Annotated in this window: 17 protein-coding genes; 12 read left to right on the top strand and 5 right to left on the bottom strand. The window is 69.6% G+C overall.

The genetic code is table 11. The annotated features are described in order from the left end of the window. Nucleotides 1–129: 129 nt before the first annotated feature. The 4 genes from HRJ34_RS06505 (at nt 130) to egtD (ending at nt 4,799) form a co-directional block, all read left to right on the top strand. Nucleotides 130–888: an ATP-binding cassette domain-containing protein gene (locus HRJ34_RS06505; protein ID WP_208633644.1), complete on the top strand. Its 759-nt coding sequence runs from the start codon at nt 130–132 to the stop codon at nt 886–888. Further along, entirely contained in the window at nt 885–2,438 is a 1,554-nt protein-coding gene (locus HRJ34_RS06500; RefSeq protein ID WP_208633643.1) for an ABC transporter permease/substrate-binding protein, read from the top strand. Before HRJ34_RS06505 ends, HRJ34_RS06500 begins: the two co-directional genes overlap by 4 nt. An 86-nt stretch (nt 2,439–2,524) precedes the next feature. After that, a complete protein-coding gene (egtB, locus tag HRJ34_RS06495; protein WP_208633642.1) occupies nt 2,525–3,811 on the top strand; it encodes an ergothioneine biosynthesis protein EgtB in 1,287 nt (428 codons plus the stop codon). A 1-nt stretch (nt 3,812) separates the two neighbouring features. Continuing rightward, nucleotides 3,813–4,799 (top strand): L-histidine N(alpha)-methyltransferase, encoded by a 987-nt coding sequence (egtD, locus tag HRJ34_RS06490; RefSeq protein ID WP_208633641.1) that lies wholly within the window; start codon nt 3,813–3,815, stop codon nt 4,797–4,799. A 52-nt stretch (nt 4,800–4,851) separates the two neighbouring features. Here the strand turns inward: egtD and HRJ34_RS06485 are convergent, their stop codons facing one another. Then, a complete protein-coding gene (locus HRJ34_RS06485) occupies nt 4,852–5,304 on the bottom strand; it encodes an Lrp/AsnC family transcriptional regulator (RefSeq protein WP_011951630.1) in 453 nt (150 codons plus the stop codon). Nucleotides 5,305–5,461: 157 nt separating this feature from the next. Here HRJ34_RS06485 and HRJ34_RS06480 point away from each other — a divergent pair, with 157 nt between their 5' ends. From HRJ34_RS06480 to HRJ34_RS06460, 5 genes are all read left to right on the top strand, one after another. After that, nucleotides 5,462–6,691, top strand: coding sequence for a 3-methyl-2-oxobutanoate dehydrogenase (2-methylpropanoyl-transferring) subunit alpha (locus HRJ34_RS06480; protein ID WP_011951629.1), 1,230 nt, complete (start codon nt 5,462–5,464; stop codon nt 6,689–6,691). A gap of 3 nt (nt 6,692–6,694) precedes the next feature. Further along, the gene (locus HRJ34_RS06475) at nt 6,695–7,708 is read left to right on the top strand and encodes an alpha-ketoacid dehydrogenase subunit beta (RefSeq protein WP_208633640.1); all 1,014 of its coding nucleotides are present in this window, start codon (nt 6,695–6,697) and stop codon (nt 7,706–7,708) included. A gap of 2 nt (nt 7,709–7,710) precedes the next feature. Beyond that, nucleotides 7,711–8,973, top strand: a complete 1,263-nt coding sequence (locus HRJ34_RS06470; RefSeq protein ID WP_208633639.1) for a dihydrolipoamide acetyltransferase family protein — start codon at nt 7,711–7,713, stop codon at nt 8,971–8,973. Nucleotides 8,974–8,976: 3 nt separating this feature from the next. After that, nucleotides 8,977–10,377, top strand: a complete 1,401-nt coding sequence (gene lpdA, locus HRJ34_RS06465; RefSeq protein ID WP_208633638.1) for a dihydrolipoyl dehydrogenase — start codon at nt 8,977–8,979, stop codon at nt 10,375–10,377. Nucleotides 10,378–10,449: 72 nt separating this feature from the next. Further along, nucleotides 10,450–11,529 carry a branched-chain amino acid aminotransferase gene (locus HRJ34_RS06460; protein WP_208633637.1) on the top strand — a complete coding sequence of 360 codons (1,080 nt, stop codon included), beginning with the start codon at nt 10,450–10,452 and terminating at the stop codon, nt 11,527–11,529. A 117-nt stretch (nt 11,530–11,646) separates the two neighbouring features. Here HRJ34_RS06460 and HRJ34_RS06455 read toward each other — a convergent pair whose 3' ends face one another. From HRJ34_RS06455 to HRJ34_RS06445, 3 genes are read right to left on the bottom strand one after another with little or no spacing between them, the layout of a single operon-like run. Continuing rightward, nucleotides 11,647–11,847 (bottom strand): DUF2783 domain-containing protein, encoded by a 201-nt coding sequence (locus tag HRJ34_RS06455; RefSeq protein ID WP_208633636.1) that lies wholly within the window; start codon nt 11,845–11,847, stop codon nt 11,647–11,649. Then, the gene (locus HRJ34_RS06450; protein ID WP_208633635.1) at nt 11,844–13,418 is read right to left on the bottom strand and encodes an FAD-dependent oxidoreductase; all 1,575 of its coding nucleotides are present in this window, start codon (nt 13,416–13,418) and stop codon (nt 11,844–11,846) included. Before HRJ34_RS06450 ends, HRJ34_RS06455 begins: the two co-directional genes overlap by 4 nt. A 6-nt stretch (nt 13,419–13,424) precedes the next feature. After that, complete coding sequence (locus tag HRJ34_RS06445; protein WP_029994692.1) at nt 13,425–14,384, bottom strand: MBL fold metallo-hydrolase; 960 nt, start codon at nt 14,382–14,384, stop codon at nt 13,425–13,427. A 120-nt stretch (nt 14,385–14,504) separates the two neighbouring features. On the opposite strand from HRJ34_RS06445, the gene HRJ34_RS06440 reads away from it, so the two are divergent. Further along, nucleotides 14,505–15,248: a helix-turn-helix transcriptional regulator gene (locus tag HRJ34_RS06440; protein ID WP_029994691.1), complete on the top strand. Its 744-nt coding sequence runs from the start codon at nt 14,505–14,507 to the stop codon at nt 15,246–15,248. On the opposite strand, the gene HRJ34_RS06435 is transcribed toward HRJ34_RS06440, so the two are convergent. Then, nucleotides 15,249–15,464, bottom strand: a complete 216-nt coding sequence (locus HRJ34_RS06435; protein ID WP_011951620.1) for a hypothetical protein — start codon at nt 15,462–15,464, stop codon at nt 15,249–15,251. It lies immediately after the preceding gene. A gap of 144 nt (nt 15,465–15,608) precedes the next feature. On the opposite strand from HRJ34_RS06435, the gene HRJ34_RS06430 reads away from it, so the two are divergent. Continuing rightward, nucleotides 15,609–16,019, top strand: a complete 411-nt coding sequence (locus tag HRJ34_RS06430; protein ID WP_208633634.1) for a hypothetical protein — start codon at nt 15,609–15,611, stop codon at nt 16,017–16,019. Further along, on the top strand, nt 16,019–17,320 hold the full coding sequence (locus HRJ34_RS06425) for an Hsp70 family protein (protein WP_208633633.1): 1,302 nt from the start codon (nt 16,019–16,021) through the stop codon (nt 17,318–17,320). The genes HRJ34_RS06430 and HRJ34_RS06425 overlap by 1 nt, the downstream gene beginning before the upstream one ends. The last annotated feature ends 14 nt before the right edge of the window (nt 17,321–17,334 follow it).

Genomic DNA, 17,334 nt, shown 5'->3' with positions numbered 1-17,334 from the left:
TTTCCCGAGCATCATGAGGCAAGCGGTCTTGCTGGAGCCTGAATGCGCGGACCCGTGCGAGGATATCGGGAACCTGATGCTCCGGCTCCGGTTGCTGCTATGGTGGGAATGGAAGGCGGTCGGAGGGCGATGATCAGCTTCGACCATGTCGGCAAGCATTATGCCGGGCGCCACGTCCTCGACGACGTCTCGCTGACGATCGAGCGCGGCAGCTTCGTCGCGCTGGTCGGTGCGTCGGGCGCGGGCAAGACGACGCTGCTCAAGGCGATCAACCGGCTGGTCGAGATCGACACGGGCACGATCGCGATCGAGGGGCGCGACGTCGCCGCGCAGCCGGTCGCCGAACTGCGCCGCCGGATCGGCTATGTCTTCCAGGGGATCGGCCTGTTCCCGCATATGAGCGTCGCCGAGAACGTCGCTTTGGTGCCGCGCTTGCAGGGCATGCCGCGCGAAGAGCGGGCGGCGCGGGTCGCCGAGCTGCTCGACCTGGTGGCGCTCCCCGCCGATTTCGCGGAACGGCGCCCCGCGCAGCTGTCCGGCGGGCAGGCGCAGCGGGTCGGCTTCGCCCGCGCGCTCGCCGCCCGGCCGGCGATCATGCTGATGGACGAGCCGTTCGGTGCGCTCGATCCGGTGACGCGCGACGAGCTGGGCGCGGCCTATCGGGCGCTGCACGGGGCGATGGGGCTCACCAGCCTGATCGTCACCCACGACATGGCCGAGGCGCTGCTGCTCGCTGACCGGGTGATCGTGATCGGGGAGGGGCGGATATTGGCCGACCAGCCGCCGCGCGCGCTGATCCACGGCGCCGGCGATTCCCGCATCGAAGCGATGATCGCCGTGGCGCGCCGGTCCGCCGCCCGTCTCGACGCGATGGCGGCCGGCCGGTGATCGGCGGCAGCACCGGCTGGGGCGAGCTGGCGGGGCTCGCCCAGGCGCATCTGCTGCTCAGCGGCTGCGCCGTCATCCTCGCCGTCGCGGCGGGCGTTCCGCTCGCGATCGTCGCGGCGCATGGCCGGCGGGTCAGGGGGCCGCTGCTCGCCGTCGTCGGGCTGATGCAGACCATACCCGGCCTGGCGCTGCTCGCGCTCTTCTATCCGCTGCTGCTGGTGCTCGGGCGGGCGAGCGGGCTGGCGATCCCGGCGCTCGGCTTCCTGCCCGCGCTGCTGGCGCTGTGCGTCTATGCGCTGTTGCCGATCCTGCGCAACGGGGTGGCGGCGATCGACGGCATCGATCCGGCCCTGAAGGAAGCGGCCGATGGCGTCGGCATGACCCGCCGGCAGAAATTGTGGCTGGTCGAACTTCCGCTCGGCGCGCCGGTGATCCTCGCCGGCATCCGCACCGCCGCGGTCTGGACGATCGGCACGGCGACGCTGGCGACGACGATCGGCCAGCCGAGCCTCGGCGACCTGATCTTCTCGGGGTTGCAGACCGAGGACTGGCAGCGGGTGCTGATCGGCTGCTTCGCGGCGGCGGCGCTGGCGCTGCTGGTCGACGCCGTCCTCGCGCTCGTCGAGAGCGGCCTCGAGGCCCGCTCGCGCCCGCGCCTGATCGCCGGCCTCGCCGTGCTCCTGCTTGCCGTCGCGGCGGCCTTCGCGCCGCTGCCGAGGGGCGACGCCGCGCGGACCGGCGATGTCGTCGTCATCGGCGCCAAGAATTTCTCCGAGCAATATATCCTCGCCGAGGCGATCGAGCAGCGGCTCCGGGCGGCGGGCTATCGCACCGCGCGGCGCGACAATCTCGGTTCGGCGATCGCCTATCGCGCGCTCGCCGCCGGGGACATCGCCGTCTATGTCGACTATTCGGGCACGCTCTGGAGCAACGTCCTCGGCCGCACCGACACGCCGCCGGCCGACGTCATGCTGCGCCGGCTGGAGCGCGATCTGGCGGCGCGCGACGGCGTCCGGCTGCTCGGCGCGCTCGGTTTCGAAAATGCCTATACATTTGCGATGAAGCGCGATCGGGCGCGGGCGCTCGGCATCGCCACGCTCGACGACCTCGCCCGCGCGGCGCCCCGGCTGCGGCTGGCGAGCGACCTCGAATTCCTCAGCCGTCCCGAATGGCGGGCGGTGCAGGCGCGCTACCATCCCACCTTCGCCGACCAGCGCTCCTACAGCCCGACCTTCATGTACCGGGCGCTGGCGGACGGATCGGCCGACGTGATCTCGGCCTTCTCGTCGGACGGGCGGATCGCGGCGATGGACCTGGTGACGATCGCCGATCCGCGCGCCGCGCTGCCGCACTATGACGCGGTGCTGCTGCTCTCGCGCCGAGCCGCCGCCGACCCCGGGCTGGTAGCGGTGCCACGCCCGCTGGTCGGCGCGATCGATATCGGCCGGATGCGGACGGCGAACGGGATGGTCGACCGCGACGCCGCCAAGCGCAGCCCCGCGCAGGCCGCGCGCTGGCTGCTCGACACGAAAAGGACGAGGGGCCCGTAACTTAATCGTCCCTCATGAGTTCTATCAGGGATTCTTGAGCGAACCGGCCTTTCCCGCGATCCGCTCGAAGAGGGAGGGGTTCCGGCTTGGCCACCATCACCGACCCGATCCGGCGACCGGCCGGACCGTCCCCGGAAGCGCTGGCGCAACGCTATGCGCGGATTCGGGCCCTGAGCGAGGCGCTCGCCGCGCCCTTGTCGGACGCCGACGCGACCGCGCAGTCGATGCCCGACGCGTCGCCGGCCAAATGGCATCTGGCGCATGTCAGCTGGTTCTTCGAGAGTTTCGTGCTGCGCGACCATCTGCCCGGCTATCGCCTGTTCGACGATCGCTGGCCCTATCTGTTCAACAGCTATTATGAGGCGGAGGGGCCGCGCCACGCCCGCCCGCAGCGCGGGCTGCTCACCCGGCCGTCGCTCGACGAGGTGCTCGCCTATCGCGCCGCCGTCGACGCGGCGATGCTCGATGCGATGCCGATGCTGGCGGAGCGCTGCGGCGAGCTGATCGAGCTCGGCCTCAACCATGAGCAGCAGCATCAGGAACTGCTGCTCACCGACCTCAAGCATCTCCTGTCCTGCAACCCGCTCGGCCCCGCCGTCTGGCCGGCCGGGCCCGCCTTGCGCGCCTGTGCGGATGAAGCTCCGCCGGTCGGCTGGCGGGAAGGACCGGCGGGGCTGGTCGAGATCGGCGACCGGGGCGGGGACTTCGCCTTCGACAATGAGCGGCCCGTCCACAAGGTCCACCTGACCCCCTTCGCGCTGGCCGACCGGCTCGTCACCAATGGCGACTGGCTGCGCTTCATCGCCGATGGCGGCTATGCGACCGCCGGCCTCTGGTTGTCGGACGGCTGGGCCTGGGTGCGGCAGGAAGGCATAGCCAGCCCGCTGCACTGGCGCCGCGCCGGCGACGGCTGGGAGCAATTCTCGCTGTCCGGCTGGCAGCCGCTCGACCTCGCCGCGCCGGTCGCGCACATCAGCTTCTACGAGGCGGACGCCTTCGCGGGCTGGGCCGGCGCGCGGCTGCCGACCGAGCAGGAATGGGAGGCCGTCGCCCGGTCGCAGGACCCTTCGGGCGGCGTCCAGCTCGACGAGGCCGGTCCGGTCGCGCCCCAGGCCGAAGCGCCGGGGGAGGGATCGCCGCTGTTCGGCAATGTCTGGCAATGGACGGGCTCCGCCTATCGCCCCTATCCGCGCTTCCGCGTGGCGCCGGGCGCGGTCGGCGAATATAACGGCAAGTTCATGAGCGGGCAGTTCGTCCTCAAGGGCGGAAGCTGCGCCACGCCGCGCGGCCATGCCCGCGCCTCCTACCGCAACTTCTTCTACCCGCAGCAGCGCTGGCAGTTCACCGGCCTGCGCCTGGCAAAGGATCTGTGACATGGGCGTCCATGCCGACATCAAGCTGGTCGACCGGGACGGCGAGGGCGTCGATCCCGCCTTCCGCGCCGACGTGCTCAACGGGCTCGCCCAGCGGCAGAAGGCGGTTCCGGCGCGCTGGTTCTACGACCGCGCCGGATCGGAACTGTTCGAGCGGATCACGACCCTGCCCGAATATTATCCGACCCGCACCGAGACCGCCCTGCTGAAGGCGCACGCCGCCGAGGCGGCGGCGCTGGTCGGGCCGGGGAGGGCGGTGGTCGAATTCGGATCGGGCAGCTCGGTCAAGACGCCGCTGCTGCTCGCGCGGATGGACGCCGCCGCCTATGTGCCGATCGACATCTCCGGCGACTTCCTGCGCCAGTCGAGCGTCGAGCTGGCCGCGAAATTCCCCGATCTGCCGGTGATTCCGATCGAGGCCGACTTCATGAAGCCGGTGACCCTGCCGGCGTCGGTCCGCGATCGCGCCATGCTCGGCTTCTTCCCCGGATCGACGATCGGCAACATGGTGCCGCGCACCGCGATCGACCTGCTGCGGTCGATGCGGGCGACGCTCGGCGATCGGTCGCACCTGCTGATCGGCGTCGACCGGATCAAGGATATCGGCCGCCTCATCGCCGCCTATGACGATGCCGAAGGGGTGACGGCGCGCTTCAACCTCAACCTGCTGATACGGATCAACCGCGAGCTGGACGGCACCATTCCGGTCGACCGCTTCCGCCACGTCGCGCGTTGGAACGCCGACTGGAACCGGATCGAGATGCATCTGGAGGCGATCGAGGACGTCGCCTTCGAGGTTTCCGGCCGCCCGGCGACGATGCGCCGTGGCGAGACGATCCACACCGAGAACAGCCACAAATATACCCCCGACCAGGCGCGGCTGATGTTGCAGGCGAGCGGCTGGAGCCCGTGCGCGCAATGGAGCGATGCCGAGGACAATTTCCTCATCCTGCTGGCGGAGGCGACCGAATATCGCTCGGCGCCCTGAGCGAAGCGGTCGGATCGGCTGGCGGAGCGGTCGGATCGGCTGAGCGGAGCGGTCAGATCGGCAGGTCGGTGGTCAGCTTCACCGTGTTGAGCGCGAAGTGCGAGTTGACCGAGGCGACGCCGGGCAGGTGGAGCACGATCTTCTTCAGGAAGTCGTGATAGGCCTCGATGTTCGCGACGACGATGCGGAGCTGATAGTCGCTGTCGCCGCTCATCGAGAAGCATTCGACGATCTGCGGGAGGTTGCGGATCGCGGTTTCGAACGCGTCCAGCGTCTCCTCGTCATGCTGCTTCAGCCGGATGCTGGCGAACACCACCGCCTCCAGGCCGAGCCGCTTGGGGTTGAGGATCACCGCGTTGCGCTCGATCACGCCGCTCGCCTGGAGGCGCTTTAGCCGCCGCCAGCAGGGCGTGTGCGACAGCCCGACGCGCTCGGCCAGTTCCGCCACCGCGAGGTCGGGATGCTTCTGGATCGTGCGGAGGATCCGGCCGTCCATCTCGTCCATCGGCACTTTCTCCAGATTAGGATAAACGTCCTAATAAAGTAATTTTCATACAAGGATCATCCTCTAAATTATCGAATCCTGAGCCATCTTCGCAAGGATTTTCTCGGCGCCTTCTGCCAATCTCCACGCATAACGACCGCGAGGAGAGTCCGCGCCCATGTCCAACCTGCCGAGCCTGCGGCTCCACATCCCGGTCCCGCCCGCGCGGCCCGGCGACGCGCCCTCCTTCGATCATCTGCGCCTCTCGGAGGCCGGAGCGGTGCGCCGTCCCGACAGCGCCGCGCCCGAGGCGGAGATGCGCGACCTGCCCTATGACCTGGTCCGCGTGCTCGACGGCGAAGGGCGGGCGGTGGGCCCCTGGGACCCGAAGCTGTCGCCCGACATGCTGCGGCGCGGGCTGCGCGCGATGCTGGCGACCCGGCTGTTCGACGACCGGATGTTCCGCCTCCACCGCCAGGGCAAGACCAGCTTCTACATGAAGTCGCTGGGCGAGGAGGCGATCGGCGTCGCCCAGTCGCTGGCGCTGGGCGAGCGCGACATGTCCTTCCCGACCTACCGGATGCTGGGCTGGCTGATGGCGCGCGACTATCCGCTGATCCACCTCGTCAACGAGATCTTCTCGAACGCGGAGGACCCGCTCAAGGGCAAGCAGCTGCCGATCCTCTATTCGGCGCGCGATTACGGCTTCTACTCGCTATCGGGCAATGTCGGCAGCCGCTTCGGCCATGCCGTCGGCTGGGCGATGGCGTCGGCCTACAAGGGCGACGACGGCATCGCGATCGGCTATATCGGCGAGGGCACGACCGCCGAGGGCGACTTCCACGAGGCGCTGACCTTCGCCTCGGTCTACCGCGCGCCGGTCATCCTGTGCGTCACCAACAACCAATATGCGATCTCGTCCTTCTCGGGCATCGCCGGCGCGGAGGCGACGACCTTCGCGGCGAAGGCGATCGCCTATGGCCTGCCCGGCCTGCGCGTCGACGGCAACGACTTCCTTGCGGTCTGGGCGGCGACGACATGGGCGGCGGAACGGGCGCGCACCAACCATGGCGCGACCCTGATCGAGCTGTTCACCTATCGCGCCGCCGGCCATTCGACCAGCGACGACCCGACCAAATACCGCCCCGCCGACGAGGCCGAGCACTGGCCGCTCGGCGATCCCGTCGACCGGCTGAAGCAGCACCTGATCGCGATCGGCGAATGGGACGAGGAGCGCCATGCCGCGCTGGTCGCCGAGCTGACCGAGACGATCCGCGCGGCGGTCAAGCAGGGCGAGGCGGTCGGCACGCTCGGCCAGTCCAAGCCCAGCGTCCGCGAGATGTTCGAGGGCGTGTTCAAGGAACCCGACTGGCGCCTGATCGAGCAGCGCCGTGAGCTGGGAGTCTGACCCATGGCCCAGATGAACATGATCCAGGCGCTCAACTCGGCGCTCGACGTGATGTTAGGTAATGACCCCAATGTATTGATATTCGGGGAGGATGTCGGCTATTTCGGCGGTGTCTTCCGCGTCACCGACGGGCTCCAGAAGAAACATGGGCTGACCCGCTGCTTCGACGCGCCGATCTCCGAAGGCGGGATCATCGCCACCGCGATCGGCATGGGCGCCTATGGGCTGCGGCCGGTGCCGGAGATCCAGTTCGCCGACTATATCCTGCCTGCCTATGACCAGCTGGTGTCGGAGGCGGCGCGGCTCCGCTATCGGTCGGGCGGCGAATTCTCCGCGCCGATCACGGTGCGATCGCCCTATGGCGGCGGCATCTTCGGCGGCCAGACCCACAGCCAGAGCCCCGAGGCGGTGTTCGCGCACATCACCGGGTTGAAGACGGTGATCCCGTCCAACCCCCATGACGCCAAGGGCCTGCTGATCGCGTCGATCGAATGCGACGATCCGGTCATCTTCCTGGAGCCCAAGCGCCTCTACAACGGCCCGTTCGACGGCCGCCACGACCGGCAGCTCCGGACCTGGGCCGGCCATGCAGCGGGCGAGGTGCCCGAGGGCCATTACACCGTGCCGCTCGGCAAGGCGGCGACGGTGCGCGAGGGCAAGGACGTCACCGTCATCGCTTACGGCACGATGGTCCATGTCGCGCTGGGCGCGATCGAGGAGAGCGGGATCGACGCCGAGCTGATCGACCTCCGCTCGATCGTCCCGCTCGACATCGACGCGATCGTCGCCTCGGTCGAGCGCACGGGCCGCTGCGTGATCGTCCATGAGGCGTCGCGCTTCGGCGGCTTCGGCGGCGAGCTGTCGGCGCTGGTGCAGGAGCGCTGCTTCTACCGCCTCAAGAGCCCGATCGAGCGGGTCGCGGGCTGGGACACGCCCTATCCGCACGCCTTCGAATGGGATTATTTCGTCGGCCCCGCCCGGATCGCGGCCGCCCTCGACCGCGCGATGGAGGCCTGACCATGGGGCGCTACCTGTTCCGCATGCCCGACGTCGGCGAGGGCGTCGCCGAGGCGGAGATCATCGCCTGGCACGTCAAGCCGGGCGACAGCATCGCCGAGGACCAGAGCCTGGTCGACGTGATGACCGACAAGGCGACCGTCGACATGACCTCGCCCGTCGCGGGCACCGTCGTCGCGCTGCACGGCGAGATCGGCGAGCTGCGCGCGGTCGGATCGACGCTGGTCGAACTGGAGGTCGAAGGCGAGGGCAACGGCGCCGATGCGCCGGCCGTCGTCGTCGAAGCGGCGGCTCCGGTCGTCGAAGCGGTGCCGGCGCCTCCCGTCATTGCCGCTCCCAAGGCCGCGCAGCCGCCGTCCGCCCAACCCGCCTTCGCGACGCGGACGCCGGGACAGGAGCCGCTCGCCGCCCCGGCGACGCGGCGGCGCGCGCACGAACTGGGGATCGCGCTGCAATATGTGCCGGGCACCGGCCCCGGCGGGCGGATCACCCCCGAGGACCTCGACCGCTATGTCGAGACGGGCGGCGCGCTCGCGGCGGGCGGGGCGGGGCGCCTGACGCCGCGCACCGGCGGCAGCGACGTCCGCATCGTCGGCATGCGCCGCAAGATCGCCGAGAAGATGCAGGAGGCGAAGCGCCGCATTCCCCACATCACCTATGTCGAGGAATGCGACCTGACCGAGTTGGAGGCGCTGCGCGCCGACCTCAACGCGCACCGCGAGGAGGGACAGCCCAAGCTCACCCTGCTGCCCTTCTTCATCCGCGCGCTGGCCCGCGTCCTGCCGCGCTTCCCGCAGGTCAACGCGCGCTATGACGACGACGCGGGCGTGCTCCACCAATCGGACGCGATCCACCTCGGCATCGCCACCCAGACGCCGGCGGGCCTGCTCGTCCCCGTCATCCGCCACGCCGAGGCGCTCGACCTCCGGGCCCTGGCGGAGGAGATCGCCCGGCTCAGCAAGGCCGCGCGCGACGGCAGCGCGACCCGCGAGGAAATGTCGGGCGCGACGATCACCATCACCTCGCTCGGCACGCTCGGCGGCGTCACATCGACCCCGATCGTCAACCATCCCGAGGTCGCGATCATCGGCCCCAACAAGCTGGTCGAGCGGCCGACGGTGCAAGGCAGCTTCGTCACGGTGCGCAAGATGATGAACCTGTCCTCCTCCTTCGACCACCGGATCGTCGATGGCTACGACGCCGCGCTGTTCGTCCAGCAGCTCAAGCGCCTGCTCGAGCATCCCGCCCTCATCTTCATGGACTGACCGATGACCGAGCCGAAAACCGAGATTGTGAAGACCAGGGTGCTGGTGCTGGGCGGCGGGCCCGGCGGCTATGTCGCGGCGATCCGGGCCGGCCAGCTCGGCCTCGACACGGTGCTGGTGGAGGCAGGGCGGCTCGGCGGCACCTGCCTGATCCGCGGCTGCATCCCGTCCAAGGCGCTGATCCACGCAGCGGAGCAATATGCGGCGATGGCCGGGGCGGCGACGGCGCCCCGGCTGGGGATCAGCCTCGCTTCGCCGCCGAGCCTCGACTTCGCGGCGACGATCGGCTGGAAGGACGGCGTCGTCGATCGGCTCAACGGCGGCGTCGCCGCGCTGCTCAAGCGGGCGAAGGTGCGGGTGATCGCGGGCCATGGCCGCTTCTCCGACGCCAGGACCTGCCATGTCGCCACCGCCGAGGGCGGCGCGGTGACCGTCCAGGCCGAGCATGTCGTCCTCGCGACCGGATCGGAGCCGATCGAGCTGCCCTTCCTGCCGTTCGGCGGCAAGGTGATCTCCTCGACCGAGGCGCTGTCGCTGCCGGCGGTGCCGAAGCGGCTGGCGATCGTCGGCGCGGGCTATATCGGGCTCGAGCTCGGCATCGCCTATCGCAAGCTCGGCGCCGAGGTGACCGTCGTCGAGGCCGCCGACCGCATCCTGCCGCTCTACGACGCGAAGCTGGTCGAGCCGGTCCGGCGCTGGCTGGACAGGCACGGCGTGGCGCTGCACCTCTCCGCCAGGGCGACCGGGCAGGGCAGGGACGGGCTGCTCGTCGAGACGACGGGCGGCGAGGCGATCGAGCTGCCGGCCGACAATATCCTCGTCACCGTCGGCCGCCGCCCGGTGACCAGGGGCTGGGGGCTGGAGGAGATGGCGGTCGCGATGGACGGTTCCTTCGTCGCGGTCGACGATCGCTGCGCCACCGCCACCCGCAACGTCTGGGCGATCGGCGACCTGGTCGGCGAGCCGATGCTGGCGCACAAGGCGTCGGCACAGGGCGCGATGGTGGCTGAGATCATCGCCGGACGGAAGCGCCGCTTCGATCCGCGCGCCATCCCGGCGGTCTGCTTCACCGAGCCCGAGATCGTCAGCGTCGGGCAGGGCCCCGATGCGCCCGGCACGATCACCGGCGTCTTCCCCTTCGCCGCCAATGGCCGCGCCCTGTCGATGGAGGCCGGCGACGAGGGCGGCTTCGTCCGCGTCGTCGCGCTGGAGGCCGGGCATCGCATCGTCGGCGTGCAGGCGGTGGGGCTCCATGTCTCCGAGCTGTCGGCGGCCTTCGCCCAGGCGATCGAGACCGGCGCGGTGCTGGAGGACGTCGAAGGCATCATCCATGCGCATCCCACCCTCGGCGAGGCCTTCCACGAAGCCGCGCTCAAGGCTATGGGGCACGCCATCCATGCCTAGCATGACAGGCGGTCGACCGGCCGAGTCCGGGCCGGCCGCCAAGCAGGAAGAGTTTCGCAGGAGCAGTTGCCGATGACATCCCAGTTCACCATCCTGCCCAACGCGGCGCCGACCCCGGCCGAAGACCGCGCCAAGCTGCTGGAAAATCCCGGCTTCGGCCGCGTCTTCACCGACCATATGGTCGTCGTCCGCTATGTCGAGGGCAAGGGCTGGCACGATGCCGAGGTGAAGGCGCGCGGGCCGCTGCAGATCGATCCGGCGTCGGCGGTGCTCCATTATGCGCAGGAGATCTTCGAGGGGATGAAGGCCTATCGCCTGGGCGACGGCCTCGCGCTGTTCCGCCCCGAGGCGAACGCCGCCCGCTTCAACCTGTCGGCGCGCCGCATGGCGATGCCCGACGTGCCCGAGGACCTGTTCATCGAGGCGGTCGAGCAGCTCGTCCGCATCGATCGCGACTGGGTGCCGGGCGGCGGCGGCAGCCTCTACCTGCGCCCGTTCATGTTCGCGAACGAGGTGTTCCTGGGCGTCAAGCCCTCGTCCGAATATCTGTTCATGGTGATCGCCTCGTCGGTCGGCGCCTATTTCAAGGGCGGCAAGGACTCGGTCACCGTCTGGGTCTCGACCGACTATACTCGCGCCGCGCCGGGCGGCACCGGCAGCGCCAAGTGCGGCGGCAACTATGCCGCCAGCCTCCTCGCCCAGAAGCAGGCGACCGAGCATGGCTGCGACCAGGTCGTCTTCCTCGACGCCGCCGAGCGCAAGTGGATCGAGGAGCTGGGCGGCATGAACGTCTTCTTCGTGATGGACGACGGGTCGATGGTGACGCCGCCGCTGCAGGGCACGATCCTGCCCGGCATCACCCGCGACTCGATCATCCGCCTGGCGCGCGACGAGGGCATCGCGGTCCGCGAGGAGCCCTATTCCTACGAGCAGTGGAAGGCCGACGCCCGCTCGGGCAAGCTGGTCGAGACCTTCGCCTGCGGCACCGCCGCGGTCGTCACCGCGATCGGCACGGTCAAGGGCGATGACGGCGAGTTCACCATCGGCGCCGGCGGCACCGGCCAGACCACGGCGCGGTTGCGCGACAGGCTGACCGGCATCCAGCGCGGCACCGTCGCCGACCCCTATGGCTGGGTGCGCCGGGTCGGTTGATCGACACCACCTCCGTCATGCCAGCGAAGGCTGGCATCCATGTCTGTCTTCTTCTCAGATGCCATCTGGCTGATGAGAGACATGGACCCCAGCCTGCGCTGGGGTGACGGTAGATGGTCAGGCTTTCGCGCTACCTCCCGCCGCGACGGCGATCGCCTCCAGGATCGTCTCCCGGTCGCCGATATGGTTGATCAGCGTCATGATCAGCCGCGCGTTGACCCGCTGGCTGTCGGCCGCGTCGCGCCCTTCGTGGAGCGCGATCAGCTTTTCGTAGATGCCGTCGGGATCGGCGAGGTTGGGGGTGAGGATCAGGCTCATCGCGGGTCGCCTCCCTGGGCCCGGGCGAGCGCGCGGGCGATCTTGGCGGTGTCGGGCCTGCGCCAGCGCGCCGCGACATAATGGTCGGGGCGGATCAGATAGGCGCCGCCCGCCTCCAGCCCGTAGCGGGCCAGCGCGATGTCGCCGTCGATCGCGACCGCGTCGAGCCCCTCGGGCGCGGCATCCGCGCTGCCCGCATGGAGCAGCACGAAGCGGTCGCCGAGCCCGCCGAGCAGCCAGCCCTCGCCGAGCGGGGCGTCGAGCGCGGGCGAGCCGGGGGCGACGCCGCCGGTCCAGTCGTCCTCGTCGGGCGTGCTGAGCGCGCTGTCGGGATAGCTGATCGCGGTCGACAACCGCCCCGAATTGACGATCGGCCGGGCGAAACCGTGCTCCGCCGCCAGCCCGAGCACGGCGTCGCGGAATGCCTCGCTGATCTCGCTCTTCGGTGTCAGGAAGTCGGTCGAACGCGTTGAGTTCAGGATATTTTCATCGGCCGTGACGATCGCCTCGTCATTATAGCTTTCGAGCAGCTCGGGGCTCGCTCCGCCCAGCACCAGGTCGAGCTTCCAGCCGAGATTGTCGATATCGGCGAACCCGCCGTTGCAACCGCGCGCGCCGAACGGCGACACCAGATGCGCGCTGTCCCCGGCGAAGATCACCCGGCCATGGACGAAGCGCGCCATGCGGCGGCACTGGAAGGTGTAGACGCTATACCATTCCTTCTCGAACGCCACGTCGGGGCCGAGCATCGCGCGGATGTAGCGTTCGACATTCGCGTCCTCGACGCACGTCTCGCGGTCGATGTTCCAGCCGAGCTGGAAGTCGAGCCGCCAGACGTCGTCGGGCTGGCGGTGGAACAGCGCCGACTTGCCCGGATTGAACGGGGGATCGAACCAGAACCAGCGCTCGGCCGGGCGATCCTCCTTGATCCGGATGTCGGCGATCAGGAAATTGTCCTCGAAGACGCGGCCCTCGAAGTCGAGCCCCAGCATATTGCGGATCGGCGAGCGGTTGCCGTCGCAGGCGATCAGCCAGCCGGCCTCGATCCCATAGCCGCCCTCGGCCGTGCCGACCTCGATCGAGACGCCGCCGTCATGGGACGCGACGCCGCGCACCTCATGCCCCCAGCGGATCTCGACGCCGGGCAGCTCGGCGAGCGCGTCGACGAGATATTCCTCCACATAATATTGCTGGAGGTTGATGAAGGCCGGGCGGCGCTGGTCCTTCACCGGCAGCAGGTCGAACTGGTAGACCGGATCGGGCCGGTCCTTCCAGAACACCTTGCCGACGTTCCAGGTCACGCCCTTGTCGACCATGCGCTGGCCGACGCCGAGCCGGTCCATGATGTCGAGCGAGCGCTTCGAGAAGCAGATCGCCTTGGAGCCCCCGGCGATATGGGCGAGCCGGGTCAGCACGACGACGCGGTGCCCGCGCCGGCCGAGGTCGAGCGCCATGGCGAGGCCGACCGGGCCGGCCCCCGCGATGACGACCGGCGCTTCGTCGGCCGTCGCGGCGGGCCGTGGCGACGGCCCGATGCTGCGCCAGACATGCCCGTAACGGACGTCGGTCATGGCGGCTTATCCCTGCAGCAGGTCCCACACCTCTCGGTCGCGCTCCATCGTCCAGATGCGCGGCCAGTCGATGCCGTCGAACTCGTCCCACAGGCGCTGTACGTCGAACGGCAGGCAATGCTCGAAGATCGGCCAGCGGCCGAACTTGGGGCCGAGCGCGGCGTGGGTCGCCTCGAACGCCTCCTTCAGCGTGCCGCCGCGCTTGTGGACCGCGCCGGTCTGCTCGATCATGACCTTCAGGAATTCGCGGGTCTGCTCGACGGCGGCGTCGGTCGCCGCGACGCCCTTGGCCACCGCGCCGCGCCCGCCGATCAGGTTCTCCGAGCGATAGGCCTTGACCTTGTCGAGCGTGCCCGACGACCAGTCGAAGTGGAAGGCGTCGCCGGTGTAGAGCGCCGCCTCGGCCTCGACCAGGTCGCCCGCGAACAGCGTCCTGCTCTTCTCGTGCCAGGCGACGATGTCGCCGGCGGTATGGCCGCGCCCGCAGAATTGCAGGTCGATGCGGCCGCGATCGCCGCCCAGCTCGATCGAGAAATCGTCCTCGAAGGTCTTGGTCGGCCAGGTCAGGCCGGGGATCTCCTCGGGCTGCTTGAACAGGCGCGGCATGCGGCCATATTCGCTGTCCCAATCCTGCTTGCCGCGCTCCTCGATCAGCTTGCGGGTCGTCTCGCTGGTGATGATCTGCTCGGCGCCGAACGCGCTCGCGCCCAGCACGCGGACCGCGTGATAATGGGTCAGCACCAGATATTTGATCGGCTTGTCGGTGTGCTCGCGCAGCTTGGCCAGCCAGTCGCGCGCGGCGGCCGGGGTGGCGCGCGCCTCGAAGCAGACGAGGAAATCCTCGCCCTCGATCGCGCCGACATTGGGGTCGCCCTCGGCGGTCAGCGCGTAGACGCCGTCGGCGAGGATCTCGAGGGTTTCTTTCTTCTCGGCAAGGTCGGCCGACGATGCGAAGGGCTTGGCCATGTCCGTCTCCTCTCGGGTGATCTGTCGGCATCGGCTATAGCGCGCGGCCGATCGCTCCATGTCCATAGAGCTATGGACAGGACTCGCGCGGGCGCGGCGCGGCTGCTATGAAAAGCGGCGATGGCGTGGAGCGGATTGCCCGAACCGGTGGACCCCAATGTCGGCGCGGCGCTGATCGAGGCGGCGGGCCGCGAGACGTTCGGCGACGTGCTGCTGGCGGCGGCGCAGCGCTACGACTTCGTCGAGGAGGTGTTCGCCTATCGGCTCGGCGCCGACGGCAAGCCGCGGGTCGTCGCCTCGTCGAGCGGGCTCGACCGCTCGGACGAGCGGGCGGAGATTTTCGCCCGCCGTTTCTACCGCGACGATCCGGCGCGCGGCATCTGGGCGGAGACCCCGGTCGGCGCGGTGTTCGCGCGGCGGGTCCATGCCAGCCAGATATTGCTGCACGACTATCGCGCGATCTGCTTCGACAAGCCGGCCTTCGCCGACAAGCTCTGCTTCGGCTGGCGAGGGAGCGAGGAGAGCCTGTTCCTCAGCATGTACCGGCGCGGCGCCGCCGAATGGCAGGGCGCGGCGCGGCTGGCGGCGCTGGCCAGCGTGGCGCTGTCGGCGATCGCGCAGAAGCCGCACCAGCCGGAGGCCAGCCTTGCCGACCGGCTCGAACGGCGGCTGGCGCGCGTCCATCCCGACCTGCGCGGCCGCGAGTTGCAGGTCTGCGCGCGGACCCTGGCGGGCCGCAACGCCGACGAGATCGCGGCCGAGCTCGGCATCGGCCGGGCGACGGTGCTGACCTATCGCCAGCGCGCCTATCAGCGTTACGGCTTCTCGGGGGTCAGCGAATTCCTGCCGGCGATCATCGACTGATCAGGTGGGCTCGTCGTCGGCATCCGCATCGGCATGGGCGAGCAGCGCCTTGACCGAATAGAGCATGGCGAGTTCGCGATGGGCGGCGACGGCCTGCGGCGCCGTGGCGGCTTCGGACCGTTCCACTTCCTGTCGGGCGCGGAGCAGGAAGTAGGAGGATTCCTCCCCGATTTCCTGCGGAATATTTTCGGAGATATCTCTCTGTTTTACCAACATTATCTTGTTCGCTTGCGACGTTCGGGGGCGAAGCGGACGATAGAGAATTTCGTTGACTGATCGATGAACGGCCCGAACAAGGCCGCCCGGCTTGCGACCGGGCGAGCCGCATTTGCGAGCAACGGGGAAGCAGAGGAAAAACCGATGGACGACGACCGGGCGCGCAACCGGGAAGAAGAACGGGGCCGCCGGTCGGCCGAGCGCGCCGAAGCCGCGCAGGCGCGCAGCGACCGCCGAGCCGCCGAGCGCGACGAGGCCGCCCGCCTGCGCGAACAGGCGCGCGACGCCCGCCGCGCCGAGGACGAGCAACGCCGCGCCGCGCTGGCCGAGGCGCGCGAGGATCGCCCGAAGCGCCGCGCCTCGGGATCGCTCGCCCGTACCGGCGAGGCCAAGGTGGTGCGCGACACCCGCAACTACCGCACCAATGTCGACATCAGCCGGATGCGCCAGCTCGCGATGCGCGGGGCGACGGTCGAGGGCCTCGCCAAGGTGTTCGGCGTTTCGATCGAGACGGTCGAGAAGGCGATCGAAGGCGTCGGAGTGATGAAGCTCTGATGCGGGAGGAAAATGCCGGCCGCGCGATCGGCCTCGATTTCGGCACGACCAACACCGTCGCCGCGGTTTCGCGGGACGACGGGGCGGCGGAACTGGTCACGTTCGCGGGCGAGCAGGCGACCGGGTCGGTGTTCCGCTCGGCGCTCTGCTTCTGGCAGGACGAGGACGAGCGCGGCGGGCTGGGGCATGCGGCGGGGCCCTGGGCGATCGCCGACTATCTCGATTATCCGCAGGGCAGCCGCTTCATCCAGTCGTTCAAGTCGGTTGCCGCCAGTCCGCTGTTCGAACAGGCCTCGGTGTTCCACAAGCGCTTCCGCTTCGAGGAGCTGGGCCAGATATTCCTGGCGCATCTCGCCGCGCATGCGGGCGGGGCGCTCGACGGGCGCGGGGCGCGGATCGTCGTCGGGCGGCCGGTCGACTATGCTGGCGCGCGGGCCGATCCGGCGCTGGCGCGCGAGCGCTACGACCGGATGTTCGCGGGCTTCGGCGCCGAGGTCCATTATGTCTACGAACCGCTCGGCGCCGCGTTCAGCTTCGCCGCGCGGCTGACCGAGCCGACAACCGTGCTGGTCGCCGATTTCGGCGGCGGCACCAGCGATTTCTCGATCGTCCGGGTCGCCGAGCCCGAGGCGCGTCCGCGCTGCGTGCCGCTGAGCTCGACCGGCGTCGGCATCGCCGGGGACCGCTTCGACAGCCGGATCGTCGAGCGGCTGGTGCTGCCGCTGCTCGGCAAGGGCGGCTCCTATCGATCCTTCGACAAGATCCTCGAAATTCCAGCCGGTTATTTCTCGGACTTCTCGGATTGGTCGAAGCTGGCGCTGATGCGCAACCGCCGCACGCTCGACGAGCTGGGCAAGCTGCGCCGCAGCGCGGTCGAGCCGGCGGCGATCGACCGGATGATCGCGATCATCGAGAATGAACTGGGCTATGCGCTCTACGACGCGGTCGGCCAACTCAAGCGCGCGCTGTCGACCGAGGAGCATGCCGGCTTCCGCTTCACCGGCGGCGGGCTGGACATCGCGAGCGAGGTCAGCCGCGCCGATTTCGAAAGCTGGATCGCCCTCGACATCGCCCGGATCGAAACCGCCGTCGACGCGGCGCTGCTTCGCGCCGGGGTGACGCCGGAGGCGATCGACCGCGTCTTCCTGACCGGCGGCTCGTCGCTGATCCCGGCGATCCGCCGGTCGTTCGAGCGCCGCTTCGGCGAGGAGCGGATCGGCGCGGGCGGCGAGCTGACCTCGATCGCGCACGGCCTCGCGCTGATCGGCCAGGCGGAGAACATCGCCGACTGGGCAGTTTAGACGTCACCCCGGCG

This window comes from Rhizorhabdus wittichii (genome assembly GCF_017607425.1).
Classification (GTDB): Bacteria; Pseudomonadota; Alphaproteobacteria; order Sphingomonadales; family Sphingomonadaceae; genus Rhizorhabdus; species Rhizorhabdus wittichii.
Note: the sequence above shows the minus strand (reverse complement) of the source record. Positions and strands in the feature narration are given on the sequence as shown.

Coding starts and splice junctions, on each gene's coding strand:
- HRJ34_RS06505 (WP_208633644.1), top strand. CDS start 130: ATGATCAGCTTCGACCATGTCGGCAAGCATTATGCCGGGCGCCACGTC.
- egtD (WP_208633641.1), top strand. CDS start 3,813: ATGGGCGTCCATGCCGACATCAAGCTGGTCGACCGGGACGGCGAGGGC.
- HRJ34_RS06485 (WP_011951630.1), bottom strand. CDS start 5,304: ATGGACGAGATGGACGGCCGGATCCTCCGCACGATCCAGAAGCATCCC.
- HRJ34_RS06480 (WP_011951629.1), top strand. CDS start 5,462: ATGTCCAACCTGCCGAGCCTGCGGCTCCACATCCCGGTCCCGCCCGCG.
- HRJ34_RS06475 (WP_208633640.1), top strand. CDS start 6,695: ATGGCCCAGATGAACATGATCCAGGCGCTCAACTCGGCGCTCGACGTG.
- HRJ34_RS06470 (WP_208633639.1), top strand. CDS start 7,711: ATGGGGCGCTACCTGTTCCGCATGCCCGACGTCGGCGAGGGCGTCGCC.
- lpdA (WP_208633638.1), top strand. CDS start 8,977: ATGACCGAGCCGAAAACCGAGATTGTGAAGACCAGGGTGCTGGTGCTG.
- HRJ34_RS06460 (WP_208633637.1), top strand. CDS start 10,450: ATGACATCCCAGTTCACCATCCTGCCCAACGCGGCGCCGACCCCGGCC.
- HRJ34_RS06455 (WP_208633636.1), bottom strand. CDS start 11,847: ATGAGCCTGATCCTCACCCCCAACCTCGCCGATCCCGACGGCATCTAC.
- HRJ34_RS06450 (WP_208633635.1), bottom strand. CDS start 13,418: ATGACCGACGTCCGTTACGGGCATGTCTGGCGCAGCATCGGGCCGTCG.
- HRJ34_RS06445 (WP_029994692.1), bottom strand. CDS start 14,384: ATGGCCAAGCCCTTCGCATCGTCGGCCGACCTTGCCGAGAAGAAAGAA.
- HRJ34_RS06440 (WP_029994691.1), top strand. CDS start 14,505: ATGGCGTGGAGCGGATTGCCCGAACCGGTGGACCCCAATGTCGGCGCG.
- HRJ34_RS06435 (WP_011951620.1), bottom strand. CDS start 15,464: ATGTTGGTAAAACAGAGAGATATCTCCGAAAATATTCCGCAGGAAATC.
- HRJ34_RS06430 (WP_208633634.1), top strand. CDS start 15,609: ATGGACGACGACCGGGCGCGCAACCGGGAAGAAGAACGGGGCCGCCGG.
- HRJ34_RS06425 (WP_208633633.1), top strand. CDS start 16,019: ATGCGGGAGGAAAATGCCGGCCGCGCGATCGGCCTCGATTTCGGCACG.